General features: G+C 39.2%; 31 protein-coding genes and 1 tRNA gene. 24 read left to right on the top strand and 8 right to left on the bottom strand.

The features are described 5' to 3' along the window. The 7 genes from EO114_RS07090 to EO114_RS07075 form a co-directional block, all read right to left on the bottom strand. Positions 1-375: hypothetical protein (locus EO114_RS07090; RefSeq protein ID WP_206168675.1), on the bottom strand; the 375-nt coding region annotated here is incomplete at its 3' end. A 116-nt stretch (positions 376-491) separates the two neighbouring features. Then, on the bottom strand, positions 492-752 hold the full coding sequence (locus EO114_RS08095) for a tyrosine-type recombinase/integrase (protein WP_370447311.1): 261 nt from the start codon (positions 750-752) through the stop codon (positions 492-494). A gap of 4 nt (positions 753-756) precedes the next feature. Continuing rightward, the gene (locus EO114_RS08090) at positions 757-1050 is read right to left on the bottom strand and encodes a site-specific integrase (RefSeq protein ID WP_370447310.1); all 294 of its coding nucleotides are present in this window, start codon (positions 1048-1050) and stop codon (positions 757-759) included. Positions 1051-1084: 34 nt separating this feature from the next. Further along, positions 1085-1414 carry an N-terminal phage integrase SAM-like domain-containing protein gene (locus EO114_RS08005; RefSeq protein WP_240629074.1) on the bottom strand — a complete coding sequence of 110 codons (330 nt, stop codon included), beginning with the start codon at positions 1412-1414 and terminating at the stop codon, positions 1085-1087. Then, a complete protein-coding gene (locus EO114_RS08085) occupies positions 1309-1584 on the bottom strand; it encodes an Arm DNA-binding domain-containing protein (RefSeq protein ID WP_206168674.1) in 276 nt (91 codons plus the stop codon). Before EO114_RS08085 ends, EO114_RS08005 begins: the two co-directional genes overlap by 106 nt. 42 nt (positions 1585-1626) lie before the next feature. Continuing rightward, the gene (locus EO114_RS07080; protein WP_206168673.1) at positions 1627-1878 is read right to left on the bottom strand and encodes a hypothetical protein; all 252 of its coding nucleotides are present in this window, start codon (positions 1876-1878) and stop codon (positions 1627-1629) included. Between the two features lie 117 nt (positions 1879-1995). Beyond that, positions 1996-2370 (bottom strand): hypothetical protein, encoded by a 375-nt coding sequence (locus EO114_RS07075; protein WP_127062356.1) that lies wholly within the window; start codon positions 2368-2370, stop codon positions 1996-1998. Between the two features lie 348 nt (positions 2371-2718). Here EO114_RS07075 and EO114_RS08000 point away from each other — a divergent pair, with 348 nt between their 5' ends. From EO114_RS08000 to EO114_RS07005, 15 genes are all read left to right on the top strand, one after another. Beyond that, positions 2719-3168: a helix-turn-helix domain-containing protein gene (locus EO114_RS08000; protein WP_240629072.1), complete on the top strand. Its 450-nt coding sequence runs from the start codon at positions 2719-2721 to the stop codon at positions 3166-3168. Continuing rightward, positions 3110-3577: a DDE-type integrase/transposase/recombinase gene (locus EO114_RS07995; RefSeq protein ID WP_370447309.1), complete on the top strand. Its 468-nt coding sequence runs from the start codon at positions 3110-3112 to the stop codon at positions 3575-3577. Before EO114_RS08000 ends, EO114_RS07995 begins: the two co-directional genes overlap by 59 nt. A 196-nt stretch (positions 3578-3773) precedes the next feature. Further along, positions 3774-4808, top strand: a complete 1035-nt coding sequence (locus EO114_RS07065; protein WP_127010205.1) for a rod shape-determining protein — start codon at positions 3774-3776, stop codon at positions 4806-4808. Beyond that, positions 4808-5725: a rod shape-determining protein MreC gene (mreC, locus tag EO114_RS07060; protein ID WP_009352838.1), complete on the top strand. Its 918-nt coding sequence runs from the start codon at positions 4808-4810 to the stop codon at positions 5723-5725. Before EO114_RS07065 ends, mreC begins: the two co-directional genes overlap by 1 nt. Further along, positions 5722-6213: a rod shape-determining protein MreD gene (mreD, locus tag EO114_RS07055; protein ID WP_127062354.1), complete on the top strand. Its 492-nt coding sequence runs from the start codon at positions 5722-5724 to the stop codon at positions 6211-6213. Before mreC ends, mreD begins: the two co-directional genes overlap by 4 nt. Before the next feature lie 12 nt (positions 6214-6225). After that, a complete protein-coding gene (mrdA, locus tag EO114_RS07050) occupies positions 6226-8124 on the top strand; it encodes a penicillin-binding protein 2 (RefSeq protein ID WP_127062352.1) in 1899 nt (632 codons plus the stop codon). Positions 8125-8133: 9 nt separating this feature from the next. Beyond that, complete coding sequence (gene rodA, locus EO114_RS07045; protein ID WP_009352948.1) at positions 8134-9237, top strand: rod shape-determining protein RodA; 1104 nt, start codon at positions 8134-8136, stop codon at positions 9235-9237. A gap of 37 nt (positions 9238-9274) precedes the next feature. Beyond that, a complete protein-coding gene (locus EO114_RS07040; protein WP_127062350.1) occupies positions 9275-11158 on the top strand; it encodes a TIGR03960 family B12-binding radical SAM protein in 1884 nt (627 codons plus the stop codon). Then, positions 11130-11819, top strand: a complete 690-nt coding sequence (locus tag EO114_RS07035) for a TIGR03936 family radical SAM-associated protein (protein WP_062401257.1) — start codon at positions 11130-11132, stop codon at positions 11817-11819. Before EO114_RS07040 ends, EO114_RS07035 begins: the two co-directional genes overlap by 29 nt. Positions 11820-11828: 9 nt before the next feature. Then, positions 11829-13247 (top strand): Rne/Rng family ribonuclease, encoded by a 1419-nt coding sequence (locus tag EO114_RS07030; RefSeq protein ID WP_127062348.1) that lies wholly within the window; start codon positions 11829-11831, stop codon positions 13245-13247. 112 nt (positions 13248-13359) lie between these two features. Beyond that, on the top strand, positions 13360-13923 hold the full coding sequence (locus tag EO114_RS07025) for a manganese efflux pump MntP family protein (RefSeq protein WP_127062345.1): 564 nt from the start codon (positions 13360-13362) through the stop codon (positions 13921-13923). Between the two features lie 540 nt (positions 13924-14463). After that, positions 14464-14554, top strand: a tRNA-Ser gene (locus EO114_RS07020). 421 nt (positions 14555-14975) lie between these two features. Next, on the top strand, positions 14976-15614 hold the full coding sequence (locus EO114_RS07015) for a trimeric intracellular cation channel family protein (RefSeq protein WP_009352969.1): 639 nt from the start codon (positions 14976-14978) through the stop codon (positions 15612-15614). 62 nt (positions 15615-15676) lie between these two features. After that, a complete protein-coding gene (locus EO114_RS07010; protein WP_009352870.1) occupies positions 15677-17407 on the top strand; it encodes a DUF4127 family protein in 1731 nt (576 codons plus the stop codon). Positions 17408-17459: 52 nt separating this feature from the next. Beyond that, positions 17460-18563, top strand: a complete 1104-nt coding sequence (locus tag EO114_RS07005) for an acyltransferase (RefSeq protein WP_062401340.1) — start codon at positions 17460-17462, stop codon at positions 18561-18563. A 286-nt stretch (positions 18564-18849) separates the two neighbouring features. On the opposite strand, the gene EO114_RS08080 is transcribed toward EO114_RS07005, so the two are convergent. Continuing rightward, on the bottom strand, positions 18850-19020 hold the full coding sequence (locus EO114_RS08080; RefSeq protein WP_370447312.1) for a hypothetical protein: 171 nt from the start codon (positions 19018-19020) through the stop codon (positions 18850-18852). A gap of 42 nt (positions 19021-19062) precedes the next feature. On the opposite strand from EO114_RS08080, the gene dat reads away from it, so the two are divergent. From dat to EO114_RS06955, 9 genes are all read left to right on the top strand, one after another. Continuing rightward, positions 19063-19917, top strand: a complete 855-nt coding sequence (gene dat, locus EO114_RS06995; protein ID WP_127062342.1) for a D-amino-acid transaminase — start codon at positions 19063-19065, stop codon at positions 19915-19917. Continuing rightward, positions 19917-20438, top strand: a complete 522-nt coding sequence (locus tag EO114_RS06990) for an ECF transporter S component (RefSeq protein WP_009352874.1) — start codon at positions 19917-19919, stop codon at positions 20436-20438. Before dat ends, EO114_RS06990 begins: the two co-directional genes overlap by 1 nt. Before the next feature lie 282 nt (positions 20439-20720). Further along, positions 20721-21767, top strand: a complete 1047-nt coding sequence (locus EO114_RS06985) for a methionine ABC transporter ATP-binding protein (RefSeq protein WP_009352946.1) — start codon at positions 20721-20723, stop codon at positions 21765-21767. After that, positions 21748-22401 carry a methionine ABC transporter permease gene (locus EO114_RS06980; RefSeq protein ID WP_062401332.1) on the top strand — a complete coding sequence of 218 codons (654 nt, stop codon included), beginning with the start codon at positions 21748-21750 and terminating at the stop codon, positions 22399-22401. Before EO114_RS06985 ends, EO114_RS06980 begins: the two co-directional genes overlap by 20 nt. Positions 22402-22411: 10 nt before the next feature. Further along, a complete protein-coding gene (locus EO114_RS06975) occupies positions 22412-23221 on the top strand; it encodes a MetQ/NlpA family ABC transporter substrate-binding protein (RefSeq protein WP_052847057.1) in 810 nt (269 codons plus the stop codon). Between the two features lie 175 nt (positions 23222-23396). Next, positions 23397-23684, top strand: coding sequence for a YerC/YecD family TrpR-related protein (locus tag EO114_RS06970; protein WP_009352920.1), 288 nt, complete (start codon positions 23397-23399; stop codon positions 23682-23684). Between the two features lie 52 nt (positions 23685-23736). Beyond that, positions 23737-24513, top strand: coding sequence for a TSUP family transporter (locus EO114_RS06965; protein ID WP_009352995.1), 777 nt, complete (start codon positions 23737-23739; stop codon positions 24511-24513). A gap of 11 nt (positions 24514-24524) precedes the next feature. Continuing rightward, on the top strand, positions 24525-25295 hold the full coding sequence (locus EO114_RS06960) for an SDR family NAD(P)-dependent oxidoreductase (RefSeq protein ID WP_009352933.1): 771 nt from the start codon (positions 24525-24527) through the stop codon (positions 25293-25295). Between the two features lie 78 nt (positions 25296-25373). Further along, the gene (locus EO114_RS06955) at positions 25374-26549 is read left to right on the top strand and encodes a hypothetical protein (RefSeq protein WP_127062340.1); all 1176 of its coding nucleotides are present in this window, start codon (positions 25374-25376) and stop codon (positions 26547-26549) included. Positions 26550-26565 lie beyond the last annotated feature (16 nt).

Below are 26565 nucleotides of genomic sequence, written 5' to 3'. Positions count from 1 at the left end.
AAATTGGTCATATAAAAGCACTATGATGAAATTACCTGTTCCTGCACAAGGGTCAAGAATCTTCAATTTTCTAATATCCTTTTTAGAATTGATCAATGAACCATCAATTATAGATCTGATAATTTGTTTATCAGCTGTTGGATACTGCCCTCTTATTTTTCTATCATTTTGATTATTTAAGTTATAAATATCTTTAGATACTTCTAAAAGAAAATCAAGAATATTTAATTCTAAATCGCTTGAAATTGGTTTTTCAATCGTAAACTCTGTCTTTTTTAATAAATCTTTTGTTAAATCAATATTAAAGATGGTGTAATAATAGTTATAATATCTACTAAAAATTGAATTGAGTCTTTTCTTCTGTCCGCTATTCATGTCTCATCTTCACCATCGCTTTCATTCTTAAAAACTAAATTTAATTATATCAAAATTTTTTAAGGATTTGAATCATTGCATTTTCTATTCACATACTGTTATCAGTAAAAACTCTGTTATCCAATATACTTAAAAACTTTGTTCAACTTATCTACTACTTCACGGTTCATATTTGGATATAAATGCCCATATGTTTCCAGGGTAGTTTTTATATCTTCGTGCTCTAGTCTATCACGAATTACTAAGGCATTTTCTCCTAATGAAATTAAAAGACTAGCGTGAGAATGCCTTAAAGCGTGAGTCTTAATTCTATGCACTCCAGCAAGTTTCGCATGACGAGTTATAATATGGCTAGTTGTACTCTTGTTAGTTGGCAACCCGTTATATAAAAAACCAAATCTGTCTCAATATTCTTTTTTGGATTTCCTTCCATTCCATCAAATATTTTATAGTTGTATCATCAAGTGCAATCTGTCTATTACTAGCTAATGTTTTTGGTTCAGTAATATAAAACTCTTTTGAGGTCTTATAGTACATATTTTTGCTTATATCTAAGGTCTTTTCTTTGAAATTTATATCTTCCCAATTTAGTGCTTGTGCCTCTCCAATTCGTATACCAGTCATAAATAGGATGTAGATAAGAGTAAAAGCGAATCTATCATAATAATCATTCAAATCAAATATTGAAAATACTTTTTCTGCTTCTTCTTTAGTCCAAAAATCTACTTTCTTTCTTACTTTTTTTTACATATCCTACCTGTTTAGCAATATTTTTCTGAATCAAACCCAATTTTATAGCAAGATCTAAACTTTTTTGAAATAGCCCGTGTATTGCCCTTACATAACCTGATGAATATTTAGATGAAAGATCATTTTGCCGTTTTTTAACCATTGGAGCAGATATATCTTTCAATTTACGATTAAAGAAGTATTTCAAATGAATTTCCATTGAAGATAACCTACTTTCAAATGTTTGAGGTTTAACTGATTGCTTATAGTCTGGTTTGAAGTAAGTTTCATAAAATTCTTTATATGACATAATAGAATTTTTCTTAATACCGAATCATAGAAATCGTTTATGTAGGATTCATAGCCTTTTTTGGCTTCTATCTGGCTCTTAAAGCCTCTCCCCCCCCAATGCTGGATTCGTTTGCCATATTCATCATAGCCAAGACTGCCAACAAAGTATAATAAATCTGCACGTGACATATTTGTAGCAATCCCCAGCAACGTAGACACTACCTGTCAGGCCTAAAAAAACTCAATCATACAATTCTGAGGAATGTTTTTTGGTTCTTGAAAAAGAGGTTTAGAGTGTTCAATCTTTACATTAAAATGCTCGAATTGCTTTTCTATAGCTACGCACTCGTATGTATACCCAGCAACCGTTTCAGTTTTCTTTCGTTTACAATTTTCTTCTATATAGAGAAAATAAGGTTTTTGGCTAATCAGGACTTTTGTTTCTTTTACCGTTTCTTCTGCATTTAAAATAGGTTTTATCATGTTTGATATTCTTTTTTGTACTTTAGCATGTATTGTAGTTACTTCACGACACTATTATACAAAAAATGTCGTGTTCTGTCAACCACAAAAAATTGGTCAAAAAAATAGGCATAAAGCCTAAATTTTTCCATGCCGTACTAAAAGAGAACCTCTAACTATCATCTTTAGGACAAATGAGGTTGTTACATAACTAGTCTCAGTGTAGCGTGGTAATATTTTTTTTAGTTCAGCAATACCATCCATAGTTGTCTGATTTACTTGTAAATCAGTTCTCGTCTTTGGTGCATTTCTTTCTTCAACTTGAGAGCCAGATTTTAAAACTGTCTCCCATTTATTTTCGTTGGTAATTTTTTTGCAGTCTAAATATGCTTGGTTAATCACGAAACCATTTGTTAGACGAAGATTATCAAATTCTCCAGTTGATTTAATCTCTTCTTTTAGCGCTTCAATACTATTTCTTGTTTCAATAGCTAGTCTTACTGCTAATCTCATACTGACACCACCTAATTTTTTTAATAACATTATACAAAAAATGTCGTTTTTTTTCCACAGCTTATTTTATTTCGTGAAAACAATTTACAAACAATACAAATTAATTCTAATAATTCATGTCAACTTAATAAACAAATAATCGATATTCTAGCTTATATCAATCCTTATTTATTGAACGAATAATAGAGTGGGAATAGAATAAACATAGTGAAAGCCAGCAGAATTTGGAGACTGCTGGCTTTTGTAAGAGTATAATACATTTGTGACAAAAAAATAAAAAATAAGAAGGCTCTCTGTTATAATGAAAGTTGCTAAACCGAATCATTATCTCAAAGGAGAGACCTTCTTATGTCATCTATTATAACTGAAGAATTACGCTTTCGTAAACTAATTTGTGAATATGCTATTAAATATAAAAATAATGATGAAGCAGCCAGACGGTATCATAGAAGTAGACAGCAAGTACAACGTTGGGTAAAACGATATGATGGAACGATTGAATCCTTGCGGTTAAAGAGCCGTAGACCTCACTCATATCCAAATCAATATACAGAGGAAGAATTATCCCTAATTAAACGTGTATATTCGAAGTTTAAGCATGAAGGGTTGGCACAAGTATATACAGAAGCTAAGAAACGCGGATATACTCATTCCTATGGATCGATGTGCTGTCAAATACGCAAGCATATACCTAAGAAAAAGAAATCTAAACAATATTATAAAAGCAATTGGAAGCCTGATGTGGTTACATATCCAGGTGAAAAAGTTCACATTGATATTAAATATGTACCTAATTGAATGCTTGCTAATTAACACCGATGGCATTAAATACTACCAAATTACGGCTACAGATGAATACTCTAGGAAACGTATACTATCCATTGTAGACGAGAAGAGCGCAACTAATACAAGTAGATTCTTAGTAGATTTGGAGGCACGTATGGGCTTTAAAGTATGTACGATACAGACAGATAATGGGCGAGAGTTTACTAATTACGGTTTTAAAGAACGAGCGTGTTTGTTTGATCGAGTGTTACGTAAATTAGGTATAAAACATAAGCTAATTTGCCCATTTTCTCCATGGCAAAATGGAAAGGTAGAGCGGATCCATAAGGTTGATGGAGAAAGATTCTATACAAGAAGGTTTAGGAGTCTTAACGCTTTTTTAAAGGAACATCAACGATATGCAGTAGATATAATAACATAGCACAGAAAGTATTGGGGTTTAAATCATCCAATGAATATATAGCAGAGTACTTCTTAAATAAATCATTAGAAGGTTGTGTCACAAATGTTTGACTACTATAGAATAAGACGATGCAAGGCTATGCCTTTTTATTTATAATCTCCTTAAAGTATGTTACAATTAATAAAATACGGAATTCTTTATAAGGAGAGATTCGATGAAATTATTTTCTTCATTAGGAAGAGATTTAGGAATAGATATTGGTACCTTTCACACACATATTTTTGTGGAAGGTCGAGGGGTAGTTGTATCAGAACCATCCATCGTGGCAACGGATGCAAAGCAAGAGAATATCGTCACCGTTGGGGAAGATGCACAACGCTTGTTATTGCGTAATCCAGAAACATTAGCCCCTATGAGTCCTCTGAAAGAGGGCTTTATTGTGGACTATCGTATTGTGTTGTCTATGTTAAAGTATTTTATGAACAAAGCGTCCAAGGCGGTTCGTAGATCTCGTGTCGTCATGGCAGTGCCTTGTGGGATTACCGATGTAGAGCGAAGAGCGATGACAGATGCTATTATTCAGGCAGGAGCTCGGGAAGCTCATTTGCTGGAAAGTCCAGTGGCAGCAGCGATTGGTGCAGGGCTTCCTATCTTTGAGGCCCGTGGTAGTATGGCTGTAGATATTGGCGGTAGTACTACAGATGTAGCTATTTTATCTATGGGTGGTAAAGTAGCGAGCCGCACATCACGGATTGGTGGTAATGAATTAAACGAAGCCATATATCATTATATACGTAATGAGTTTTCTATTATGGTATCCGATGAAACAGTGGAAGACATTAAGCAAACTCTTGGTTGTGCGATCGCTCCATCTATCGAAGGGGAATACACTATCGTAGGTCGTCACTCTGAAACGGGACTCACCAAACGCTGTATGATTCGTAAAAGTGAAGTCTATGAAATTTTGCGACAACCTATTGCAGATATGGTGGCGGTTATACGCAGTATTTTGGAAAAAACACCACCTGAATTAGTGGCAGATATTATGGAAAGTGGCATGCTCCTTACGGGAGGTACGTCCTTACTTGAAGGGTTAGACCGCCACATCCAAGAGGAACTAGGCATTCCTGTACGCATTGCAGATACGCCCGGCGATACGGTGGCACTTGGTTTAGGAAGAGCTGCCGCAGATGTGCAACGTTTAGAACGATTGTTAGTGGCAAGTAAATTACGAAAGGGGCGATCTTAATGCAACAATCTGAACGCAAATGGTTGACTATGATCGTCATTCTTTGTACTGTACTAGGTGTTTTTGGATATGTGTGGAAACAAAGAACACAAGTTCCAGTGGTAACAGTAACTCTAGAAAATTTGATGGCCCCATTTACCTATGGAGCTAGTCGTTTCTTAGAAGGAATACATACGGGGATAGCGATTATTGATGATGGTATTCTACGTGTGAAAGATATGTCTGATATAGAGGAACGCAATGCAGAATTAGAGCAAAAGCAAGTGGCCTATGACGAATTGGTGGCAGAGAATATTCGTTTACGCCAATTGTTACAATTTAAAGGAGAACAACCTCAATTTGCTTTATTAGCAGCCTCTGTAGTGACTCGTGATAGAGGGGCTTGGACGGATACATTCACTATTAGTAGAGGCCGTGCAGATGGGGTAGAGCCAAATATGGCAGTCATTGCTCCCCGCGGGGTCGTAGGCTTTGTGTCAGATGTATATGAACATTCTGCACGGGTACAAAGCATATTAGATCCAAGATCTGCTACTGGTGTTATCGTGCAACGACCAGAATCTAGAATTGCATCTATACTGAAAGGGAATGGGAATCGCCCTATGGAGCCACAAATGGTGAACATTGCCTTAAATGGTGATGTGCTAAAAGGCGATACAATTGTAACTTCAGGGTTTGGAGGTATGTATCCAAAGGGATTATTATTAGGTCATGTGAAAGATATTGTGACTGATGAAGAAGGTTTTGTGAAACATGCAATCATTGAGCCTACGGTAGACTTTCAAAGTTTAGAAGAAGTATTCGTCATTACCAAATCCTTTACAGCGCGACCAGAAACACCAAAATTAGAGCCAAAATTGATTCCTCGCACGCAACGAGATCAAGTAGAAGGTGCTAAAGGGACGGTGCAACAATGAAGCGATTTGCCTGGACATTGATGTTAGTAGGTGTGATTATTATCCAATCTTTAGTCGTACCTAGATGGTTTCCCTACTCTTGGGCACCTCATTTGTTGCTAGATATTGCCTTAGTCGTTACTATACTGAAAGGGCGTTCCTCTGGATTGCTATTAGCAGTTGTAGGGGGTATTGTCCAGGATGTGATGATTGGTAATTATTTTGGATTACATGTGGTATCCTATGCCGCAGTGAGTTATGTCTTAGGGTCTATACATTTGACTATTTATGAAGAACAATGGTATGCCAGTGCCGGGTGGATTGGACTAGGAGCGTCGTTAGTGATGCTAGTGCAAATAGGCTTATTGTGGATTGTGCAGGAGCCTATCATATTGACTACCTATATATGGAATCATGGCATTCCTTCGATAGGTATTGATGCCTTGGTGGGAATCTTAGTGCATAAACTAGTATGGCGCTGGGAAGAAAAAGATGAATACATGTGGTAGAAAGGAGAGACTATGTTAAAAGCACTATATAAAAAGAAAAAAACTACACGCTTTGATGTGTTGTTAACTATAGTCATCCTCGTTTTTGCTGTTTTATTAGGACGTGTATTTTACTTACAAGCTATTGAAGGTGATTATTACCGTGGAAAAGCAGAGGGGAACCGGTTACGTATCTTATCTATGACGGCTACTAGAGGGCTGATGTATGATCGAAATGGTCAAATTATCGTCGGCTCACGACCTGCTTATATGGTATCTATGTTGCCAACTGGAAAACAGGCAGATCCAAAAGTGTTAGAACAATTGGCTGCTTATTTGCAAGTGCCAGTGAAAACCTTAGCAGATAAAATAGAAGCTCATAAAGGTGGTTATGAACCAATTAGATTAGCTAGTGATGTAACCTTAGATAAGGTCACAAAAATTGAAGAACATCGTCACGAATTACCAGGTATTACAGTAGATGTAGAACCACTTCGCTATTACCCTCATGATACGATGGCATCTCAACTATTGGGCTATGTAGGAGAAGTGAGCGAAGAAGAATTGGCAAAAGTAAAGCAAGCAGAATTAGAAGGCACAAATTCTGGAGGCCCTATTGGAGCGGGTACGATTTTAGGAAGATCGGGCCTTGAGAAAATGTATGACTCTGTCTTGCGTGGTGTTGATGGTGGTCGTCAAGTAGAGGTAGATGCCAGCGGACGACCTGTTGAAGAAGTAGGGCGTAAACATACAGTACCAGGGCGAAATATTCATTTGACAATTGATTTGAATTTGCAAAAAGTGGCTGAAAAAGCTGTGTATGATCAATTAGCTACTCTTAGATCGCAAGGTATTCCTGCAAAGGGTGCTGCCGTTGTGGCCCTAGATCCTAATACAGGAGCTGTATTGGCGATGGTTAGTGCCCCAGGATTTAATCCGAATTGGTTTGCCAAAGGGATTACCACAGAACAATGGAACCAACTCAATACTGATGCGAATCATCCTTTTGAAAATAAAGTAGTTACTGGTGAATATCCACCAGGATCTCCTTTTAAAATTATTACTGGCGCAGCCGCATTAGAATTAAAAAAAGTAACTCCTAATGAAATGATTTACGATAGTGGTAAACACTGGTTAATTGATAAGCGAAATGCAGAGGGAGAAGCCTTGGGCTGGCTTGACTTTAATAAAGCCTTAGCCAAATCTGATAATGTGTATTTCTATGAAATGGGTAATCGCTTAGGTATAGAAAATATTGATAAATATGCTAAAATCTTTGGATTAGGAGAAAAGACAGGTATTAAGCTCTATGATGAGGGTCGTGGTAACTTAGCTAGTCCAGAATATAAGAGGAAAGTATTTAATCAAGATTGGTATTTAGGGGAAACTTTTGATGCTGCTATAGGTCAATCTTTTACCTTAGTCACGCCTATACAGATGGCAGTGGTTATGTCTGAAATTGCCAATGGAGGGATTCGTTACCAACCGTATGTGGTGAGCCGCATTGATAATGCAGATGGAACGCCAGAAGAAATCTTTGGACCTAAGAAGCTAGGCGTTTTACAAGTGTCTAAAGCAGTTATGGATATTGTTCGTAATGGTCTTAGAGACGTAACGTTGGAAGGTGGTACAGCAGGGGAAATCTTTAAAGGATTATCCCTAGCAGTAGCTGGTAAAACAGGAACTGCAGAGAATGCTACTGGTACTGACCACGGTTGGTTCGTCGCCTATGCACCTTATGACAAACCCCGTATTGTTGTGGTAGCTCTTGTGGAGCAAGGTGGCTTTGGAGCTAGCTCAGCCGGCTCTATTGTACGTCCGATTTTAGAAGAATATTTTCATATTCCTAAACCGGTTGTTGCACCAGTGAACGGGAAAAAAGGTGATTCCAAAACGGGCACATCTTCTATAAAAGAGCAAAAAGTAGACTAGGAGTATACTATGTGGCAGAGAATTATACGAGAATGGGATTGGATTTTGATGCTGTCTACGATTAGCCTTATCATCATAGGATGCATTGTGATTGGTAGTGCTACGCATGTGAATCGCGAAGGTTTACAACTAACGGGACTGGTATCAAAGCAATTACTATTTTTTGGATTAAATATCATAGCCATTGTAGGTCTACAATGGCTAGATTATGAGCGTTTGCGTCCCTATGCTAAATGGATTTATGCAGCTACCATCCTCATGTTATTGGCTGTTATGATCGTGGGTACATCAGCACTGGGTGCGCAGCGCTGGATTCAGATTGGTCCGATTACTATCCAACCATCAGAGTTTACAAAACTGATGATGATCATTAGCCTTGCCAATATGTTGGAAAGTCGGGTAGAAAAATTAAATTCCTTTAAAGAACTGTTGCCAGTATTCTTGTTTTTAGGAATTCCGGCACTACTAGTATTTAAGCAACCTGACTTAGGAACATCCTTAGTGTATGTGGCTATTTTGGCAGGCATGCTTTTTGTTAGTGGTATTCGAATGCGATTAGTGCAGATTATGGTAGGTACCATGGTGGCATTAGCTCCGCTAAGTTGGTTTGTTTTGCAAGAGTATCAAAAACAACGGATTATGGTATTTTTGAATCCCAATGTAGACCCATTTGGAGCCGGATATCATATTATCCAATCTAAAATTGCAATCGGTTCAGGTTTGCTATTTGGAAAAGGCCTTTTTGAAGGAACCCAAAGTCAACTGAACTTTTTGCCAGAAAACCATACAGATTTTATTTTCTCCGTGGTCGGAGAAGAATTGGGTCTTCTTGGGTGTTGTGTGGTCTTAGGATTATTGTTAGTGGTGGTATATCGTAGTTTTTTAATTGCCAAACGATCAGTAGATCCCTTTGGTATGCTAATTGCTACAGGTATTGGGTCTATGTTTTTGTTTGAAGTCTTAGTCAATGTAGGTATGACGACAGGGATTATGCCAGTAACAGGGATCCCATTGCCTTTCATCAGTTATGGTGTTAGTGCTTTGACCACTAATCTATTGAGTATAGGTTTATTATTGAATATAGTAATGCGTCAGAAAAAACGCATGTTTTAATTGTTAGAAATGAGGCTTATGCCTCTAGTGAGGTTGTATGATTCACTTAGATCCATCATGGTTACAACATGTGGAAAAACCGGCTCGTTATACCGGAGGGGAATGGAATAGCATTGTAAAAGACCACAGTACAGTGGATGTGACAATGGCATTGGCATTTCCTGATGTATATGAAGTAAGTATGAGCCATTTAGGAATAAAAATTTTATATGGTTTGTTAAATGAACGTCAAGATGTGGTGGCTGAGCGTGTCTTTGCCCCTTGGCACGACATGGAAAAGGAAATGCGAGACCGTAAGATTCCTTTATTTTCTTTGGAAACCAAAACGCCAATTCGCGAATTTGATCTATTGGGATTTACATTGCAATATGAAATGAGCTATACCAACATCTTGAATATGCTGGATATGGCAGAGATCCCTTTCTATAGCAAAGATCGAGACATGTCTTTCCCATTGCTATTAGCAGGGGGACCTTGTGTATATAATATTGAGCCTATTGCAGATTTTTTTGACATCGTGTCTATCGGTGAATCGGAAGAATGGCTTGTGGAATTTGTAGAACTATTTAAAACAGAAAAAGCGAAAGGTTTTCCAGGCGGTAAAGAGGCATTCTTGCGCAAAGCAGCCTTAATTGAAGGGACCTATGTACCTGCTTTATATGAGCCAGAATACACAGAGGACGGTCATTTTAAAGGATTAAAAATTTTGGCAGAGGAAGCGCCGGCAGTTGTAAAAAAACGTATCGTAGAAGATGTGGAACACTCCTATTATCCGACAGCACCTATTGTGCCATATTTAGACGTAGTCCATGATCGGGCTGTATTAGAATTATTCCGTGGTTGTTTGCGAGGCTGTCGTTTCTGCCAAGCTGGTATGTTATATCGTCCTGTTCGTGAAAGAACGCCGGAACGGTTATTACAAATGGCAAAGGATATTATTGCCAATACCGGATATAATGAAATTTCTTTAATGTCTCTAAGTTCTGCAGATTATTCTAAATTGCCAGAATTAGTAGATATGCTGATGGGAGAATTTAAAGATAAACAAGTCAGTGTTAGTCTACCATCTTTGCGTATTGACGCATTTTCTATTGACATTGCAAAAAAAGTGCAGCAAGTGCGTAAAAGTGGCTTAACCTTTGCTCCAGAAGCAGGCTCTCAGCGTATGCGTGATGTGATTAACAAAGGTGTTAGTGAAGAAGATTTGATGGCAGCTTGTGAAAATGCTTTCAAATCTGGTTGGAACACAGTGAAATTATACTTTATGATGGGCTTACCGACGGAAACCGATGAAGACGTAGCAGGCATTGCTGACTTAGCTTATAAAGTATTAGATTTGCACCGAGATATTACAGGCAAACGCAATGGCAAGGTGACAGTGAGTTGTTCTTTCTTCGTACCGAAAACACACTCCCCTTACCAATGGTATGGTCAACAAGATGTAGAGGAGATTCATCGTAAACAGAGATATTTAAAATCTCTTATCAACAATCGGAATATTTCCTATCATTATCATGATGGACATACGGGGTATTTAGAGGCTATCTTTGCTCGTGGAGATAGACGATTAGCGCCATCTGTCATAGAGGCTTGGAAACATGGTTGTAAATTTGATGGCTGGACAGAGTATTTTAAATACGATATCTGGATGCAGGCTTTCAAAGATACGAATATTGATCCAGATTATTATGCTCGCCGTGACCGTAGCTTTGAAGAGGCATTGCCTTGGGAACATATTGATGACACCGTAAGTAAAGCCTTTTTACAACGTGAATGGGAGCGTGCTGTAGATGGTACGTTGACGTGGGATTGCCGTCGTAAGCCATGTAATGGCTGTAATGCTTGCCCAGAGCTAGGCACACCAATTATTGATTATAAGGAGGGTGGACGTGTTGAGAAAGTTACGTTTGGCCTTACATAAGGGAGAAGAACTTCGCTTTTTATCCCATTTAGATTATGCTTCCGCCATAGAGCGTATGATTCGTCGTAGTGGGATTAAAATGGCTTATTCTGAGGGATTTAATCCACATATGAAGATTAGCTTTTCCTCTGCCCTTGCCTTGGGTATCACGGCCAGTGCTGAATACTGTGATATGGATGTGTTAGCAGAAGGGTCATTAGAAGAATTGATGAGCCGACTTTCACAATCAGCACCAAAAGGCTTAGAAGTGTTGGATGGACGATTCATGCCGGATAAAGTGAAAAAAATGATGGCCATATGCAATTATGCAGTCTATGAGGTGACAGGTCCGACTGTAGAATACGCAAATTGGGAACAGTTGCTGGAACCTTTTAATAGTGCAGACGAAGTATTATATGAAAAGGTAACACCGAAGAAAACAAGAATGATTGATGTGAAACATTTCATTAAAGAACCCTTGGTAGCAAAGGTAGACAGAGATATGGTAACAATTCGTATGGCTATTGGCGTATATCCAGAAGGGACTATGAAGCCAGGGGATATGTGGAAATTGGGCAAAGAGCAATACGGTTGGCCCGTAACAGATAGTTATTCTATTCACCGTGAAGCGATTTTGATTGAAACGGATGGGGCTTGTATTACGCCTCTAGAAGTGGAATAAGGAGAGACTATGAATCGATTATATGCCAATGTGATGAAAGAGGAAACCCGTCTTGCCATTGTGGATGAGACAGGGGATTTACAACAAATTATATATGAACGACCACAGCTATCGAATCGCGTAAATCATATGTATAAAGGGGTAGTGAAAAATGTTCTACCTGGCATGAGTGCAGCTTTCCTCGACATTGGCATCGGTCAAAATGTGTACCTAAACCTACAAGAACAAGGGAAACAGAAAAAAGTACATGTAGGGGAAGTCTTATTAGTTCAAGTTGTGAAGGACGCCATGCTGGGAAAAAGCGCTCGTGTCACTACTGATGTTAGTTTGGCTGGTCACTATATGGTATTATTGCCACAAGATCAACAGATTCATATTTCTAAAAAGATTACAGACCCAGAGTTGCGTCAGTCTTTGAAAGATATGGCACAACCTTATTTAGAGCGAGGTGTAGGATTTATTTTGCGCACCGCAGCTATGGGGGCTAGTGAAGAAGAAATTGCTCGTGATATGGCCTATTTACATCAGACTTGGGAACACTTGCAAAAGCGCTATAAGGTAGCACAGAATGGAACGGAAATCTATGGAGACGCCAACTTATGGTATCGTGTGATCCGAGACTATGTAGGACCTACGGTAGGTTTTATTATGGTGGATGATGTAGCTGCTTATGAAGAGTTGCAACAATTATTAGGAGCAGGACGGTTTGGTAAGCCTGTAGAAGTCAGCTTTTGGAATCAGAAGGAAGATATTTTTAAAACACATGGTATTGAAGAACAAATTGATGCTCTTTTAAATCATCGCATTGATCTACCCTCTGGTGGCTCCTTACAGATTGATCAAACAGAGGCACTCACTGTGATTGATGTAAACTCTGCTCATTACAGTGGTAAGAATGAACAAGTGGGACAGGTGGCAAAACGAGTGAATCAAGAAGCGGCCCATATGATTGCCAGACAATTGCGATTGCGAAATCTTGGAGGAATCATCATTTGCGATTTTATAGATATGCCTAAACAGGATATGGAAGAACTAGTACAGTTGATGAACCACTTAGTGAAAAAGGATCCTATTAAAACCGTCGTATGTGGTATTACTTCCTTAGGATTGTTGGAGTTGACACGGAAACGGGAGCGCCAAAGTATTCCATCTATCCTCTTTGATACTTGTTCCAGTTGTGGTGGGACTGGACATGTACTAAAAGGAGAAACTGTGTATTTGCAAATCTTACGACGTCTGCGGGAATTGTATCGATTTGGTCGATTAAAAACGGATGTATCCATTGTGGTGCATCCAGATGTGGGGCAATTCTTTACAAAACAAGTATTGGAATCGTTACGTGCAGAGTTGCAACGAACTATACAGATTGAAAATGATACCACAATGGGATTAGAAGCCTATTCCCTATTAGCCTTAGGTGATGTATAATAATAAAATTAGTACTAAAAACAATTACAGTTCTCTATATGAAATGTAATGTTTTTAAGAAAAAGTGCTTGGGATTGCCAAGCACTTTTATTGTTATTTGCAGGAGGGACTTGTGTCATACCTTGAAATATTAATTTTATCGATAGGTCTTGCTATGGATGCTTTTGCGGTTTCTATTTGTAAATCATCGCAGATGAAAGCAGATCCAAAGATGAAAAAAATCACGTTGGCATTCTTGTTTGGTGCATTCCAGTGCTTAATGCCGATCATAGGGGCAGCTGTAGGAGCTCAATTTTCGCAGAATTTTGATGAGTGGGACCATTGGGTTATTTTCATTACTTTAGGCTATTTGGGTATTAATATGATTCGTGCCTCTTTTAGCGATGAGGAAGAGGATACATCTTCCGTGGATTGGAAAGAGATGTTAGCGTTGTCCATTGCCACTAGCATCGATGCTTTAGCTGTAGGGGTTACCATTGCACTATTGCATGTGGATATATATTTTACATCGCTCACCATAGGGGTGATTACCTTCTTGGTATGTCTCGTGGGCATATTTAGTGGATATCATATGATGAAAGCATTTCGTGAAAGAGCCGAAATGGCAGGAGGAGTTATATTGATTCTGATTGGAGTCAAAATATTGCTGCAGCATTTGGGGTACTTGCCTCGCTAAATCGTCTCTTGTGTTGCTATTCTGTCCGTGGCTCTTTATTGTTAGTGTAAGGGAAAATCGCCGCACATTCCTCCACAAACTGATACAGTGGTTAGGTTTGTTCCGGAACATGCGGCGCTTTTCTAGAGTTTGTGCTATTTAGGTAATTACAGTGCCACGGAACGTTCTACGCGACATGGCGTTCCTCACGGGATGGGGGTACACCGTGCTCTTCTTGCATTTTTGTGATTTAGGTGTAAAAAATGCCACAAGGCTACTACACCTAATGGCATTCCTCCACAAACTGATACAGTGGTTAGGTTTGTTTCGGAACATGCGGCGCTTTTCTAGTGTTTGTGCTATTTAGGTAATTACAGTGCCACGGGACGTTCTACGCGACATGGTGTTCCTCACGGAGGGGTCGCACTCTTCTAGGGTTTATGCAAATTAGCTAGTAAGGGTAGCCACAAGGCTACTACGCACAACTGCGTTCCTCTGCAGGGGAGAAAAAAGTGCTTGACGGAATATATTTAGTGGTTTATAATAGTTAAGTATTCACTTGGAGAGGTGTCCGAGCGGCTTAAGGAGCATGATTGGAAATCATGTGTGCGGTGATACCGTACCGAGGGTTCAAATCCCTCTCTCTCCGCCAAGGTTTAAAAGCGTTTATGCACTGCATAGACGCTTTTATTGTTATATCATTGTATTTTGTGGCAAGATGGTATATAATTAACTCAACAAAAGTTATAGTCCCCATTATAGGGTAAACAAAAAAGGACGGGTGCAACCGTCCTTTTTGCTTTCTTATTTTCTGTTCTTGAAGAACTCAATCACCATATATGAAATAATATGGATTAAGATACCTTGAAGAACAGGGGCGAGAAAGACGCCAATACATAAAAAGTTAAAGTCACCCATTTAGGGCTCACCCCCTTTCTTTAAATAAAGGGTTATATAAAGTATACCACATTTTATACTTGAATATATGCGGATATTCGTCCTTTTTGCTTTGTTTTACACCTAGTATCTTACTCAAAAGAATGGTACAATAATTCCGTATGAGGAGGCTTTGTATGGATTTTTTATGGTTATTATTTGACATTATTGGAACAATTGCCTTTGCGATTTCTGGCGCACTTTTGGGGATTCAACGGCGTATGGATATTTTTGGTATACTGATTTTGGCGCTGGTAACTGCTATTGGAGGTGGGATTGTACGAGATGTTATGGTAGGACGCATACCGCCCACATCTTTGCAAACGGGCTTATATATTTCTATCACGTTAATTACGGTTGGGATCATGTTTATCATGTATCGTTATGGCTGGAATCGTTATATTGAAGGTAAAGGTGCGACGAAAGTGTATCTGATAGCAGATGCTTTAGGTTTGGCTTCGTTTACAGTGACAGGAGCGACTATTGGGATAGCTACAGATCCAACTAACTTGGTGCTCACCGTTGTGTTAGGTGGAATTACAGCTGTGGGTGGCGGTATTATCCGAGATATTTTAGCACATCGCACGCCGAGTGTGTTGAAAGAAGAAGTGTATGCCTTGCCAGCTTTATTAGGTGGGATTGCCTACTTCGTAGTGTATGCTATAGGACATCAAATAGTGGCATCCTATGTGACATTCCTTATCGTTTTTATCATTCGCATGATAGCCATTGAGTATCATTGGAATCTGCCGCGTATTGATCGGATTCATCGATAATTTACATATGACTAATCAAGATAATAAGCAAAGAATACTATAAAATAGGAGATATATAAAACATGAGAAAACAACAATGGCGACATAAGTTTGCGATTATGGCTACAGCGGTGGCAACTGCGGTATTGAGCCATGCGATCACTGCAGAGGCTACGACAGTACTCTATGTACCACAAGATGACCGCCCAGTGAGTTTGGCTTATACGGTGGCTACGGCTCAAGATGCAGGATATACGGTGTTAACACCACCTCAATATTACATTTCAGGTCGTAACTTTCAAGGAAATGCAGAAGCGATTTGGAAATGGGTTGATGAGAATATTAGTAAAGCAGATGTGCTTGTGTTAAGTACAGACTCCTTAATCTATGGAGGCCTTGTAGATTCTAGAAAACACAATTTAGATTTACATACTTTGGAATATCGAGTACATCATATTGAAGATTTGCACAAAAAATATCCTAATATACCAATGTATGCATTTGGTACGGTGATGCGCTCTCCTCGTGCTAGTGGTGGCGGTGTGGAGCCAGCCTATTATGATCAATATGGCCCGACTATTTTCCGTATTGCTGCTTTACAAGATAAATTGGACAGTCAAAAATTGACGGCAGATGAACAAAAAGAGTTGTTCATGTTGCAAGCTACGGTGCCAGTGGAATTTTTACAGGACTGGTTCCATCGTCGTCAAAAAAATATGGAAATTAATCGTCAATTAATTGATATCACTAAAAAAGGTGTATTTAAATATTTTGCATTAGGTCATGACGATACTAGTAGTTTATCTCAATCGGCTATGGAAGGTCGTTATTTACAAAAATATAGTAAAGGACTTTCCCCTACGCAATATGGTAGTTTCCCAGGAGCAGATCAATTAGGATTGTTATTAATCGCTCGTGACCATGTGGATCGCAATCACTTGACACCGACATTTGAGGTTATTTATCCATTAGGTGGTGGTGGTGAGACAGTACCACATTATGAGGACCAAAAAGTAGAAAAAACAATTGCTGAACATGTAGTGGCCGTAGGTGGCACGATGAAAACTAAAGGAAAACCATCTGTGTTACTAGCAGTAAATACGCCATTAGGTACAGTGACAGGTGAGTCAGAAGCTTTTGAAAACTTCCCTATGATTTCTAGAAGTACCAATGAATTTTTAGACCATATTCAAGCAGCTATGAATCAAGGAGTACCTGTTAGTATTGCAGATATTGCCTATTCCAATGGATCGGATAATACATTGGTCTATGGATTGTATCAACGGGATTTACTGTATAAAGTTAGTGCTTATAATGGATGGAATACGGCAAGTAATACTATTGGCTATGCCATAGCACAGGGTATTTTAGGAGTGCATATGGATGATCAAAGTCATCGAAATATGTTGACACAACAATATTTGGATAATTGGGCATACCAAGCAAATATTCGTAAAGATGTGTATCGTATGCAAGATTCCATTCGTACAGATAATGTGAAATATACAGGAACCTTAAATGAAACTTTGGAAAGTTATATGGGTGAGCGAGTGCAAGACTTTGCGGCGACTTATTTAAAATTGGATCCACGCACTGTATCCGCTCGATTCCCATGGGGACGATTGTTCGAAACAGATATTACCGTGTATCGTGAACCTGTAGCTCCGTTACAAAAAGAGTTGCGTTTACGCCGTGAAGCAGAAGCAAGAGCTAAAGCAGAGGCTGAGGCAAAAGCAAAAGCGGAAGCAGAGGCGAGAGCTAATAAAGCAAAAGCAGACGCAGCAGCTGCAAAAGCAAAACAAAAGGCTCAATAAGGTAATACAATACAAGGAGAGAGGGGCGTAGCCCCTCTTTTTTGGAGGAATTATGAGAAAACCAGCTATACCGGCCATTACCTATATGCGGGGACTATGTATGTTAGGTGTGATCGGTATCCATGTAGGGTCCTATGCATTAGCGAACCCTACGATTAATATACATCTATTAGGACTGTTAGAAATTGTGTCTCGCTTTACAGTGCCTGCCTTTTTCTTCTTGTCTGCCTTCGGGTTGTTCTATCATACATCGGTGGAGGATGATTTTTCTTATTCTGACTTTTTGCGCCGTCGCACGCAGGTGGTGCTCTATCCCTATATTGTGTGGACTATCCTATATACGGCCTACAATGCGGTATTAGCTCATAACGCATGGGGACTGATGCCACATGTGTTAGGGTTGACTCTACTTTTTGGAAATGGCATGTATCATCTGTATTTTCTAGTTATACTTCTTTGGTTTTACGCTTTGATGCCACTTTGGCGATGGGCCCTGCGGTCTATACTGAAAGCCCCCATAGTGCTGATGACTATATTGTTTTTTGCGCAAATGGCAGTGAATTATTGGTCCTCTTATATGGCAGGTTCTGTACAATTTTCGCAAGAATGGTTGCAGTATATCTTTAGCATGCGCCTCAATTATTTTGTAGGATTTTATATATGGATTTTCCTATTAGGGGGGATATTAGCAGAACGCTTTGATACAATGTTGGAATGGATTGACTCCCACGGTTTCGGCATCACGGTTGGATTTATTTTATCCTTAGTGGCTATGTTAGGCTCCTATTACTATGTAATGGCAGAGTGGGGATATACTCGATTAGAGGCCATTTATACAGTGCATCAGCTAAGTCCACAAGGATTGGTGTATACAGGTATGGGTTGTATCTTTTTTGTGTGGGCGTTCACCGTGTCATCTATGAGTGACATAGTGGAAACCTTTTGGACAGAATTGGGAAATGCGTCCTATGGTATTTATTTGGTGCATCCATTTATGTTGATTCTGTTAGATAAAGTTTTGCAAATCGGCGGATTAGGATATACAACAACGACAGTCGTGCTTATGTATGTGAGCGCAGTCATCTTATCTTTTGGAGTGACAAAAGGATTAGAAACATTGCCGAAACAAGTACGGGCTTATGTATTAGGCAAGTAAGTCGTTTCTTGTAACACTATGCAGCCTGTATTGTTTTTTACTGAATATTGCAAAGGGAAGAGCACGACATATTCCTCCACAAACTGATACAGTGGTTAGGTTTGCTCCGGAACATGTCGTGCTCTTCTTGTGTTTGTGTGATTTAGGCAGTGAGGAACGCCACAAGGCTGCTACTTGTAACTGTGCTCCTCGGTGGGAGGGAAGAGCACGACATATTTCTCCACAAACTGATACAGTGGTTAGGTTTGCTCCGGAACACGCTGTGCTCTTCTTGTGTTTATGTGATTTAGGCAGTGAGGAACGCCACAAGGCTGCTACTCGTAAACGCGTTCCTCAGGTGGAGGGACGTTATTTGCAAACTTGCGCGTTGCTTAGTTTGCGTCAGTGGTAGATTGTTTGCTTCTACAGGAGATTTGATGTAAAAGGTGTAGAATTTTATAGTTGTCTGTACTATAATGAAGATAATACTTGATTCGTATGTATACTATGAGGTGTTACTATGAAAGAATTAACATATTTTAATGGCGAGATGGTAGAGTCTGGCGCCAAGGTGGTTAGTCTTGATGATAGAGGATATTGTTTTGGTGATGGTGTATACGAGGTAGTGCGGGTGTATAATGGTCGCGCTTTTGCCTTTTCCTACCATCAAGATCGCTTGTATCGTTCGATGCGTGAAATGGACATTCCTGTGCGCATGCCACCTGATGAGTTGCAAGAGTTGCACGAAATCATGATTGAACAAAGTGAAATTACTGATGGATATATTTACTTACAGATTACTCGTGGGGTAACACCACGTCATCATGCGTTTGAGCGTTCTAAATTAGAACCGCAAATGTATATGTTTATTAAACCGATTACAACGGATTTAGGGGCCTTGCAAGAAGGTGTAAAAGCCATTACCTTGCCTGATGAACGGTGGGCTCGTGTAGACATCAAAACACTAAACTTAATTCCTAATATTTTGGCACAAACAAAAGCCGAGAAAAAAGGTGCTTATACAGCTATTTTAGTGCGTGATGGCATTGTTACAGAAGGGGCTACATCTAATGTATTTGTGATGAAAGATGGTGTGTGTTATACGCATCCAGCCAACCATCATATTTTAAAGGGTATCACCCGTCAGTTAGTGGTAACTCGTGTAGCACCAACAGCAGGGATTACGATTATTGAGCGTGAATTTGATGAAGCTTTCCTAAAAGATGCAGACGAAATCTTCTTCACCGATACCATTGGTGGCATTATTCCGATTACCAGCTTGAATCGTGAACCTGTAGGTGATGGTAAACCAGGTAAAGCAGCAAAAGTATTAGCTGAACAATTACAACATTTAATGGAAGAAGGGTTAGCATAATGTCAGTCAAAACGATAACAGGAAGTGCCTTACTCTTAGCAATTGCTTTGCTAAGCCAAGGATTTCTTCGCATGATTATTCCTATGCACGGTTTGGTGCAATTTTTAGTGGGCTCCATCGTAGGTGCTTGTACGGCACTGGCTACCTGGCGCTATGGTTTGTGGAGTGGATTCGTTGTAGCTTGTGTAACGCCCCTCATGGCATTTTTACAAGGTATGTTGACCATACCTTTATTTGTACCTGTGGTGGCTATTGGTAGCATGGCATATGCAATTACTGTAAAGGTATTAGGAACAAAACGTGTATGGATGACAGCTATTACAGGGGCTATCGTAAAAAGTGTAGTTCTTTATGGTTTATTCTTGGCACTATTCCAATTGATGCCGGGCATTCCTGAAGCGATGCAAAAAGGCATCTTGTTCAGCATGGGCTGGCCACAGCTGATTACTGGTAGTTGTGGTATTTTCTTAGCTGCATTTATTGCAAAACGTGGTGGTATTAAGCTACAGAAACAAGACTAGCTAGTATGTGAATTGTATGTAAGGGAGTGTATTTCATCATTATATAATAAGTATATAGTGAGTTAACATAGGGGCCCCTACCTAGGCGGGAGCACGTTTGTTATAAAGAGTAAGCACCTCTGAATATGGAGTTATAGATTTAAGTTATAAAAGACGATAGGCAAGTAGTATAGTGGGAATTATTGACAGTCTGTCTACTCACATTGTACAATTTATGCATACCCGAGAGCTCTTAGGTAACTGAGGGCTCTTTTTTATTTAGTTTGAAAAGGAGAGGATTTCATGATAGAACTTAAACAGATTCGAAAAGTCTATGAAGGTGCTGTCCGCGTGGAAGCCTTGAAAGAAATTAATGTAACTATAGAAGAAGGCGAAATTTTTGGCGTTATTGGTCAATCTGGGGCCGGTAAATCTACCTTGATTCGTTGTATCAATATGTTGGAACGTCCTACATCTGGATCCGTTATTGTAGATGGTGTAGATTTAACGAAGTTGAACACAGTAGAATTACGTGAAGAACGTAAACACATTGGTATGATTTTCCAACACTTTAATTTACTTTCATCCCGCACAGTGTACGACAATGTAGCATTTCCATTGGAATTGCAAGGATTGTCAAAAGAAGAAATTAGAGAACGTATTTTACCAATTCTAGACATCGTGAAACTGTCGGATCGTTTAGACAACTATCCGTCTCAATTATCCGGTGGTCAAAAACAACGTGTTGGTATTGCCCGTGCCTTAGCCAGCAATCCAAAAGTGTTATTATGCGATGAAGCTACGTCAGCTCTTGACCCACAAACAACAAAATCTATTTTAGCCTTGTTGAAAGACATCAATCGTCGATTAAACTTGACCATTGTCTTGATTACTCATGAAATGAATGTTATCAAAGAGATTTGTGATCGTGTAGCTGTTATTGAAGGTGGTACGATTATTGAAGAAGGTCCTGTAGTGGATGTATTTACAGAACCAAAACAAGCTACAACGAAAGAATTCGTGTCTGCCATCATCCGTCATGACTTGCCAGAAGATGCCATTGCTCATTTAACATTGAATGAAACTTGGGTAGAAGGAGCCAATCCGATTGTACGATTGACTTTCAAAGGCAATGTAACAGATGAACCTGTAGTGGCAAGCATTATTCGTAAATTTGATACAGATGTAAGTATCTTGTTTGGCGGTGTAGATTATATTCAAGATATGAGCTTTGGTCATTTGATTGTAGAATTAAAAGGGGAGCGTGCTAAATCAGAAGCGGCTATCGACTACTTACATAATTTACCAATTGGAAGCGAGGTGATCGGTTATGTCACAGCAAATCATTAATTTATTGCTACAAGGTTTCTTAGAAACTGTACAAATGACGGTGATTTCCACTGTAGTAGCCGTTCTATTAGGTGTTCCATTGGGCGTAATTTTAGTCATCACCAGCCGTGGTCATATCATGCAAAATGAATCGGTGAATAAAGTGCTAGGTGCTATCGTAAATGCCACACGTTCCATTCCGTTCATCATTTTAATGGTAGCCATCATTCCATTTACTCGATTAGTAGCAGGTACATCTATTGGTACGACTGCAGCTTGCGTGCCATTGACATTGGCGGCTATTCCATTCTTGGCTCGTTTGGTAGAAACAGCGATCAAAGAAGTGAATGGAGGTGTTATCGAGGCAGCTCAATCCATGGGGGCTACACCATTGCAGATTATTTGGAAAGTGTTGTTGCCAGAAGCGTTACCAACATTAATCGATAATATTACAGTCTTAATCGTTAACTTAATTAGCTATTCTGCTATGGCAGGTGCTATCGGTGGTGGCGGTCTTGGGGATATTGCGATTCGCTATGGATACCAACGTTTCCAAGGAGATGTGATGTTAGCCACTATCATCATCTTAATTGTATTAGTACAAGTCATCCAAAGTGTAGGTGACTATTTATCCCGTAAAGTAAATAAAAAATAAAGGAGATACTATGAAGCGTATTTTAGTCGGCTTATTAGCCATTGCATCTTTAGTGTTACTATTAGCAGGATGCGGTAAAGAAGAAGCAAAACCAGCAGCAGATGCACCAATCAAAGTAGGTGTAACAGCAGGTCCTCATGCAAAAGTTATGGAATTTGTAAAAGGTGAAGCAGCAAAACAAGGATTGAATATCGAAATCGTTGAGTTCAGCGATTATATTCAACCGAATATTGCCTTAGATCAAAAAGAATTGAATGTGAACTCTTTCCAACATCAACCATTCTTGGATAACACAGTAAAAGATAAAGGTTTGAAAATTCAATCTATCGGCAAAACAATCTTATTACCAATGGCGATTTACTCTAACAAATATAAAGATTTGAAAGATGTACCAAATGGCGCTACTGTAGCGATTCCTAACGATCCTACCAATGGTGGTCGTGCCTTGTTATTATTACAACAAGCAGGTTTGATTACATTAAAAGACGGTGGTACTGTAAAATCTTCCGTAGCAGATATTACAAGCAATCCTAAAAACATTGATATTCGTGAATTAGAAGCGGCACAAATTGCTCGGTCCCTAAATGATGTTGATGTAGCAGCAGTGAATACAAACTATGCAATTCCAGCAGGTTTGAACCCACAAAAAGATGCTGTTGTAGTGGAAAGCACAGATTCTCCATATGCTAATGTAATTGCTGTTCGCACAGAAGATGTAAATAATGAAACATATAAAAAATTATTGTCCATTTACCAATCTGAACCAGTACGTAAATTCATTCAAGAAGAATTCAAAGGATCTATTATCCCAGCGTTCTAAGTGAAAAGAATCAGCAAACAATTATACAACAGAGGTTAGTTGATATACGAGTATCAACTAACCTCTGTTTTTTTGTACAAGAACAATGAATTAATGATATATGTATGATATTTCCTATGGTATAATGGTAGTGAAGTAAAGTACATTCTGAATAGAATTATGAAGGAGTAGAAGGTTGAATCAAAAACTTAAGAATCCAATACATGACCAGTTATTTCGGGCCGTCTTGTCGTTGGAAACACTAGAAGAATGTTATGAATTTTTTGAAGATATTTGTACCATTGGAGAATTAAAATCTATCTCTCAACGCTTAGAAGTGGCACGATTGTTGAAAGCAGGTACAGGGTATGAGCAAATTGTAGAATTAACAGGAGCTAGTACGGCGACCATAAGCCGTGTGAAACGGTGCTTAAATTATGGTGCTGATGGATATAATAAAATTTTGCCTCGTATTGAGGACTAGAAGATACAATAAGACATCAAAGTGATGTATATAAGAGAGGAGGGCTCACACTATGGAAGGTGATTTACTCATAGGTATTATACTATTTTTTGCAGGAGCCCTAGCGGGGTTTATTGATTCTATTGTAGGTGGAGGTGGGTTGATTTCGTTACCCGCTTTGATGTTGACGAATATGCCGGTGGCCATGTGCTTAGGGACCAATAAATTATCTAGTGTCTTTGGATCTGGCACAGCAATGATTAACTTCGCTAGAAACAAATTGGTAGATTGGACATTCGTGAAATGGATCATGCCATTCACTCTGCTTATCTCCATGGTAGGCGCCTATATAGCAGTCTATGTGCCAGGCACATTTTTAAAACCCCTTATTATTGTATTATTGTTGGCAGTATTCATTGTGGTGCTTACCAAAAAAGATTGGGGTACCATAGCACAAGTGGAACGTAAATCAGGATGGAAATTACTTGCTTATGTAGCAGCGGCCATTGTTATCGGCTTATATGATGGATTTCTTGGACCTGGCACAGGGGTGTTTTTAATATTCTATTTCTTGTTTATGGGTTATGATTTCTTAGGCGCATCAGGAAATGCCAAAGTACTAAATACAGTGAGTAACTTTGGGTCCTTGATGGTGTTCATCTATATGGATCAAGTGAACTATGGCTATGGTTTAGCAGTTGCAGCGGGACAAATTATTGGCGCTACTGCGGGATCAAAGTTAGCCATGGTGAAAGGCGCAGGACTAGTGAGATTTTTGTTTATCGCTATGTCTCTGACAATGTTAATGAAATTGTCCTATGACTATTTACTTTCACAGGGGATTATATAGTAGGAGTAACTATGCAAAAATTTAGTGATAATCAAGTAGCATTAATTAGCGGCGGCACATCGGGCATAGGCTTTGCTACGGCAGAATTGTTGTTAAAGCAAGGCTGGTGTGTGGTGATTAACGGCCGCAATGAATGGGATGGACAAGAAGCGGTTGTAAAATTGCGCCGTATTTCCTCGAAAGTACGATTTGTGCAAGGAGATGTAAGTAAGGTTATGAATTGCCGTCGTATTGTGGAAGATACGATTCGTTTGTTTGGCAATTTAAATGCCTTAGTAACAGCAGCTGGGTATTATGAAGAACGACTATTAGAAGATGTGGATGAGCAAAACTTTGATGAGATGTTCGGAACCAATGTAAAAGGTACTGTCTTTTTATGCCAAGCCGCAGCACCGTACTTGAAACAAGTGCATGGTAGTATTGTGACCATATCAAGTGATGCAGGACTACAAGGTAATGTGGCGTGCACTGTGTACGGAGCATCCAAAGGGGCTGTAGTGAGTTTTACGAAATCACTGTCCTTAGAAATGGCACCTCATCGTGTTCGCGTTAATTGTGTGTGTCCTGGTGATGTAGACACTTCATTAGTGGCAAAACAATTAGCCAATGAACCATCGGGTGATATTGTGAAAGCTAAGGAAGAAATGGCTTTACACTATCCATTAGGACGGATTGCTCAACCGCGAGAAGTAGGCGAAGTCATTGCTTTTCTTATCAGTGAGAAAGCATCTTTCGTGACGGGTGCAGCTTGGACTGTAGACGGTGGACTAACAAGTTGGTAATTCATTGAGAAATTTGATACAATAAGGATAATAAGTACATTTACATTTAATGTTTTGTGGTCAATATAGGAGACAAATATGGAGCAGTTGGAATACAATAATGCAACACTTCCTCAAGCAACGAATGTACAAGAAGAAGTAGAAATGATTTGCCGTTGGGCAGCAGCTCGTGCAGCTGGTATCGCGGCATTACCAAAATTTAATTATGTAGGTTTATTGGCTAATGATGTGTACATGGTATCACGCATTGCTCAAGTATATGGCGTATGCCCTGCTAAAGAAGGGGTGACTGGATTTTTAGTCGGTCTTGGTGGTAGTGCTGTAGCAGCGTTAGTATGTACAGTCGTGCCAACAGTGATTCTTCGCGTCCCTGTGGCAGCGGCTATTACCTATGGTGTTGGTAAAATGGCTGCAAAATGGATTGAAGATGGTATGCCAGCATGTCCGAACTATGAAGAATATCGTCAACGTTTAGTAGATATTTATGAACATAATAAAGAAACAGTCATCACATTGGCGAATACACCACTTCGAGATAAACCGTTGGGTAATGAAACTGTAGATTTCTTAAATGATGTACAGGTGTCTGGTAATGATTACTTAGCAAGTGCCAAAGGCTTTGCAGGTTCTTTTGTTGGAGCTGATTTGTTGGCTAATGTAAGTGCTGTAAAAGATCTAGCAGTAGGAGCCGTATCCATCTTGGCAGCTACGGTGAAAGACACATTAGAGAAAAGTGGTAATGAAGAATTACTAGATAATGCTCGTCATGCTGCAAAAGGCGTAGGCTCTTTACTTAAAATTTTAGCAACTGAAGCATTATCTTTAACTGGTGCCGTAGCAGGTACATCAGCATCTAAAGCAAGTGTATATACAAAAGCAGCTTATGAAAAAGCAGATACGGTGCGACAAACATTAAATGATTCCTTACAAACTAAAGTAGAACCAGTGGTGGAAAAAGCCACAGCTGTTATGCAAGATGTAAAAGAAGTGGTAGAACCAAAATTACAACAAGTGAAAGAAAAGGTAGAACCAAAACTTCAACAGGTAAAAGAGGTGGTAGAGCCGACATTACAGCAAGTAGAAGAAAAAGCTTCTGAATTGACAGCCAAAGCGATTGACCACGCACAAGAAGCGGTGCAAGACATTCGTGAAAAAGCGGAAGTTGTGAAGGAAACAGCAGTGGAATTGGCAGAACAAACAAAAGAAAAAGCCATTGACTTAGCAGAACAAGCAAAAGACAAGTTCAAACAATAATCAGAGAGGTTATAAC

This window comes from Veillonella sp. 3627 (genome assembly GCF_003992195.1).
Classification (GTDB): domain Bacteria; phylum Bacillota; class Negativicutes; order Veillonellales; family Veillonellaceae; genus F0422.
Note: the sequence above shows the minus strand (reverse complement) of the source record. Positions and strands in the feature narration are given on the sequence as shown.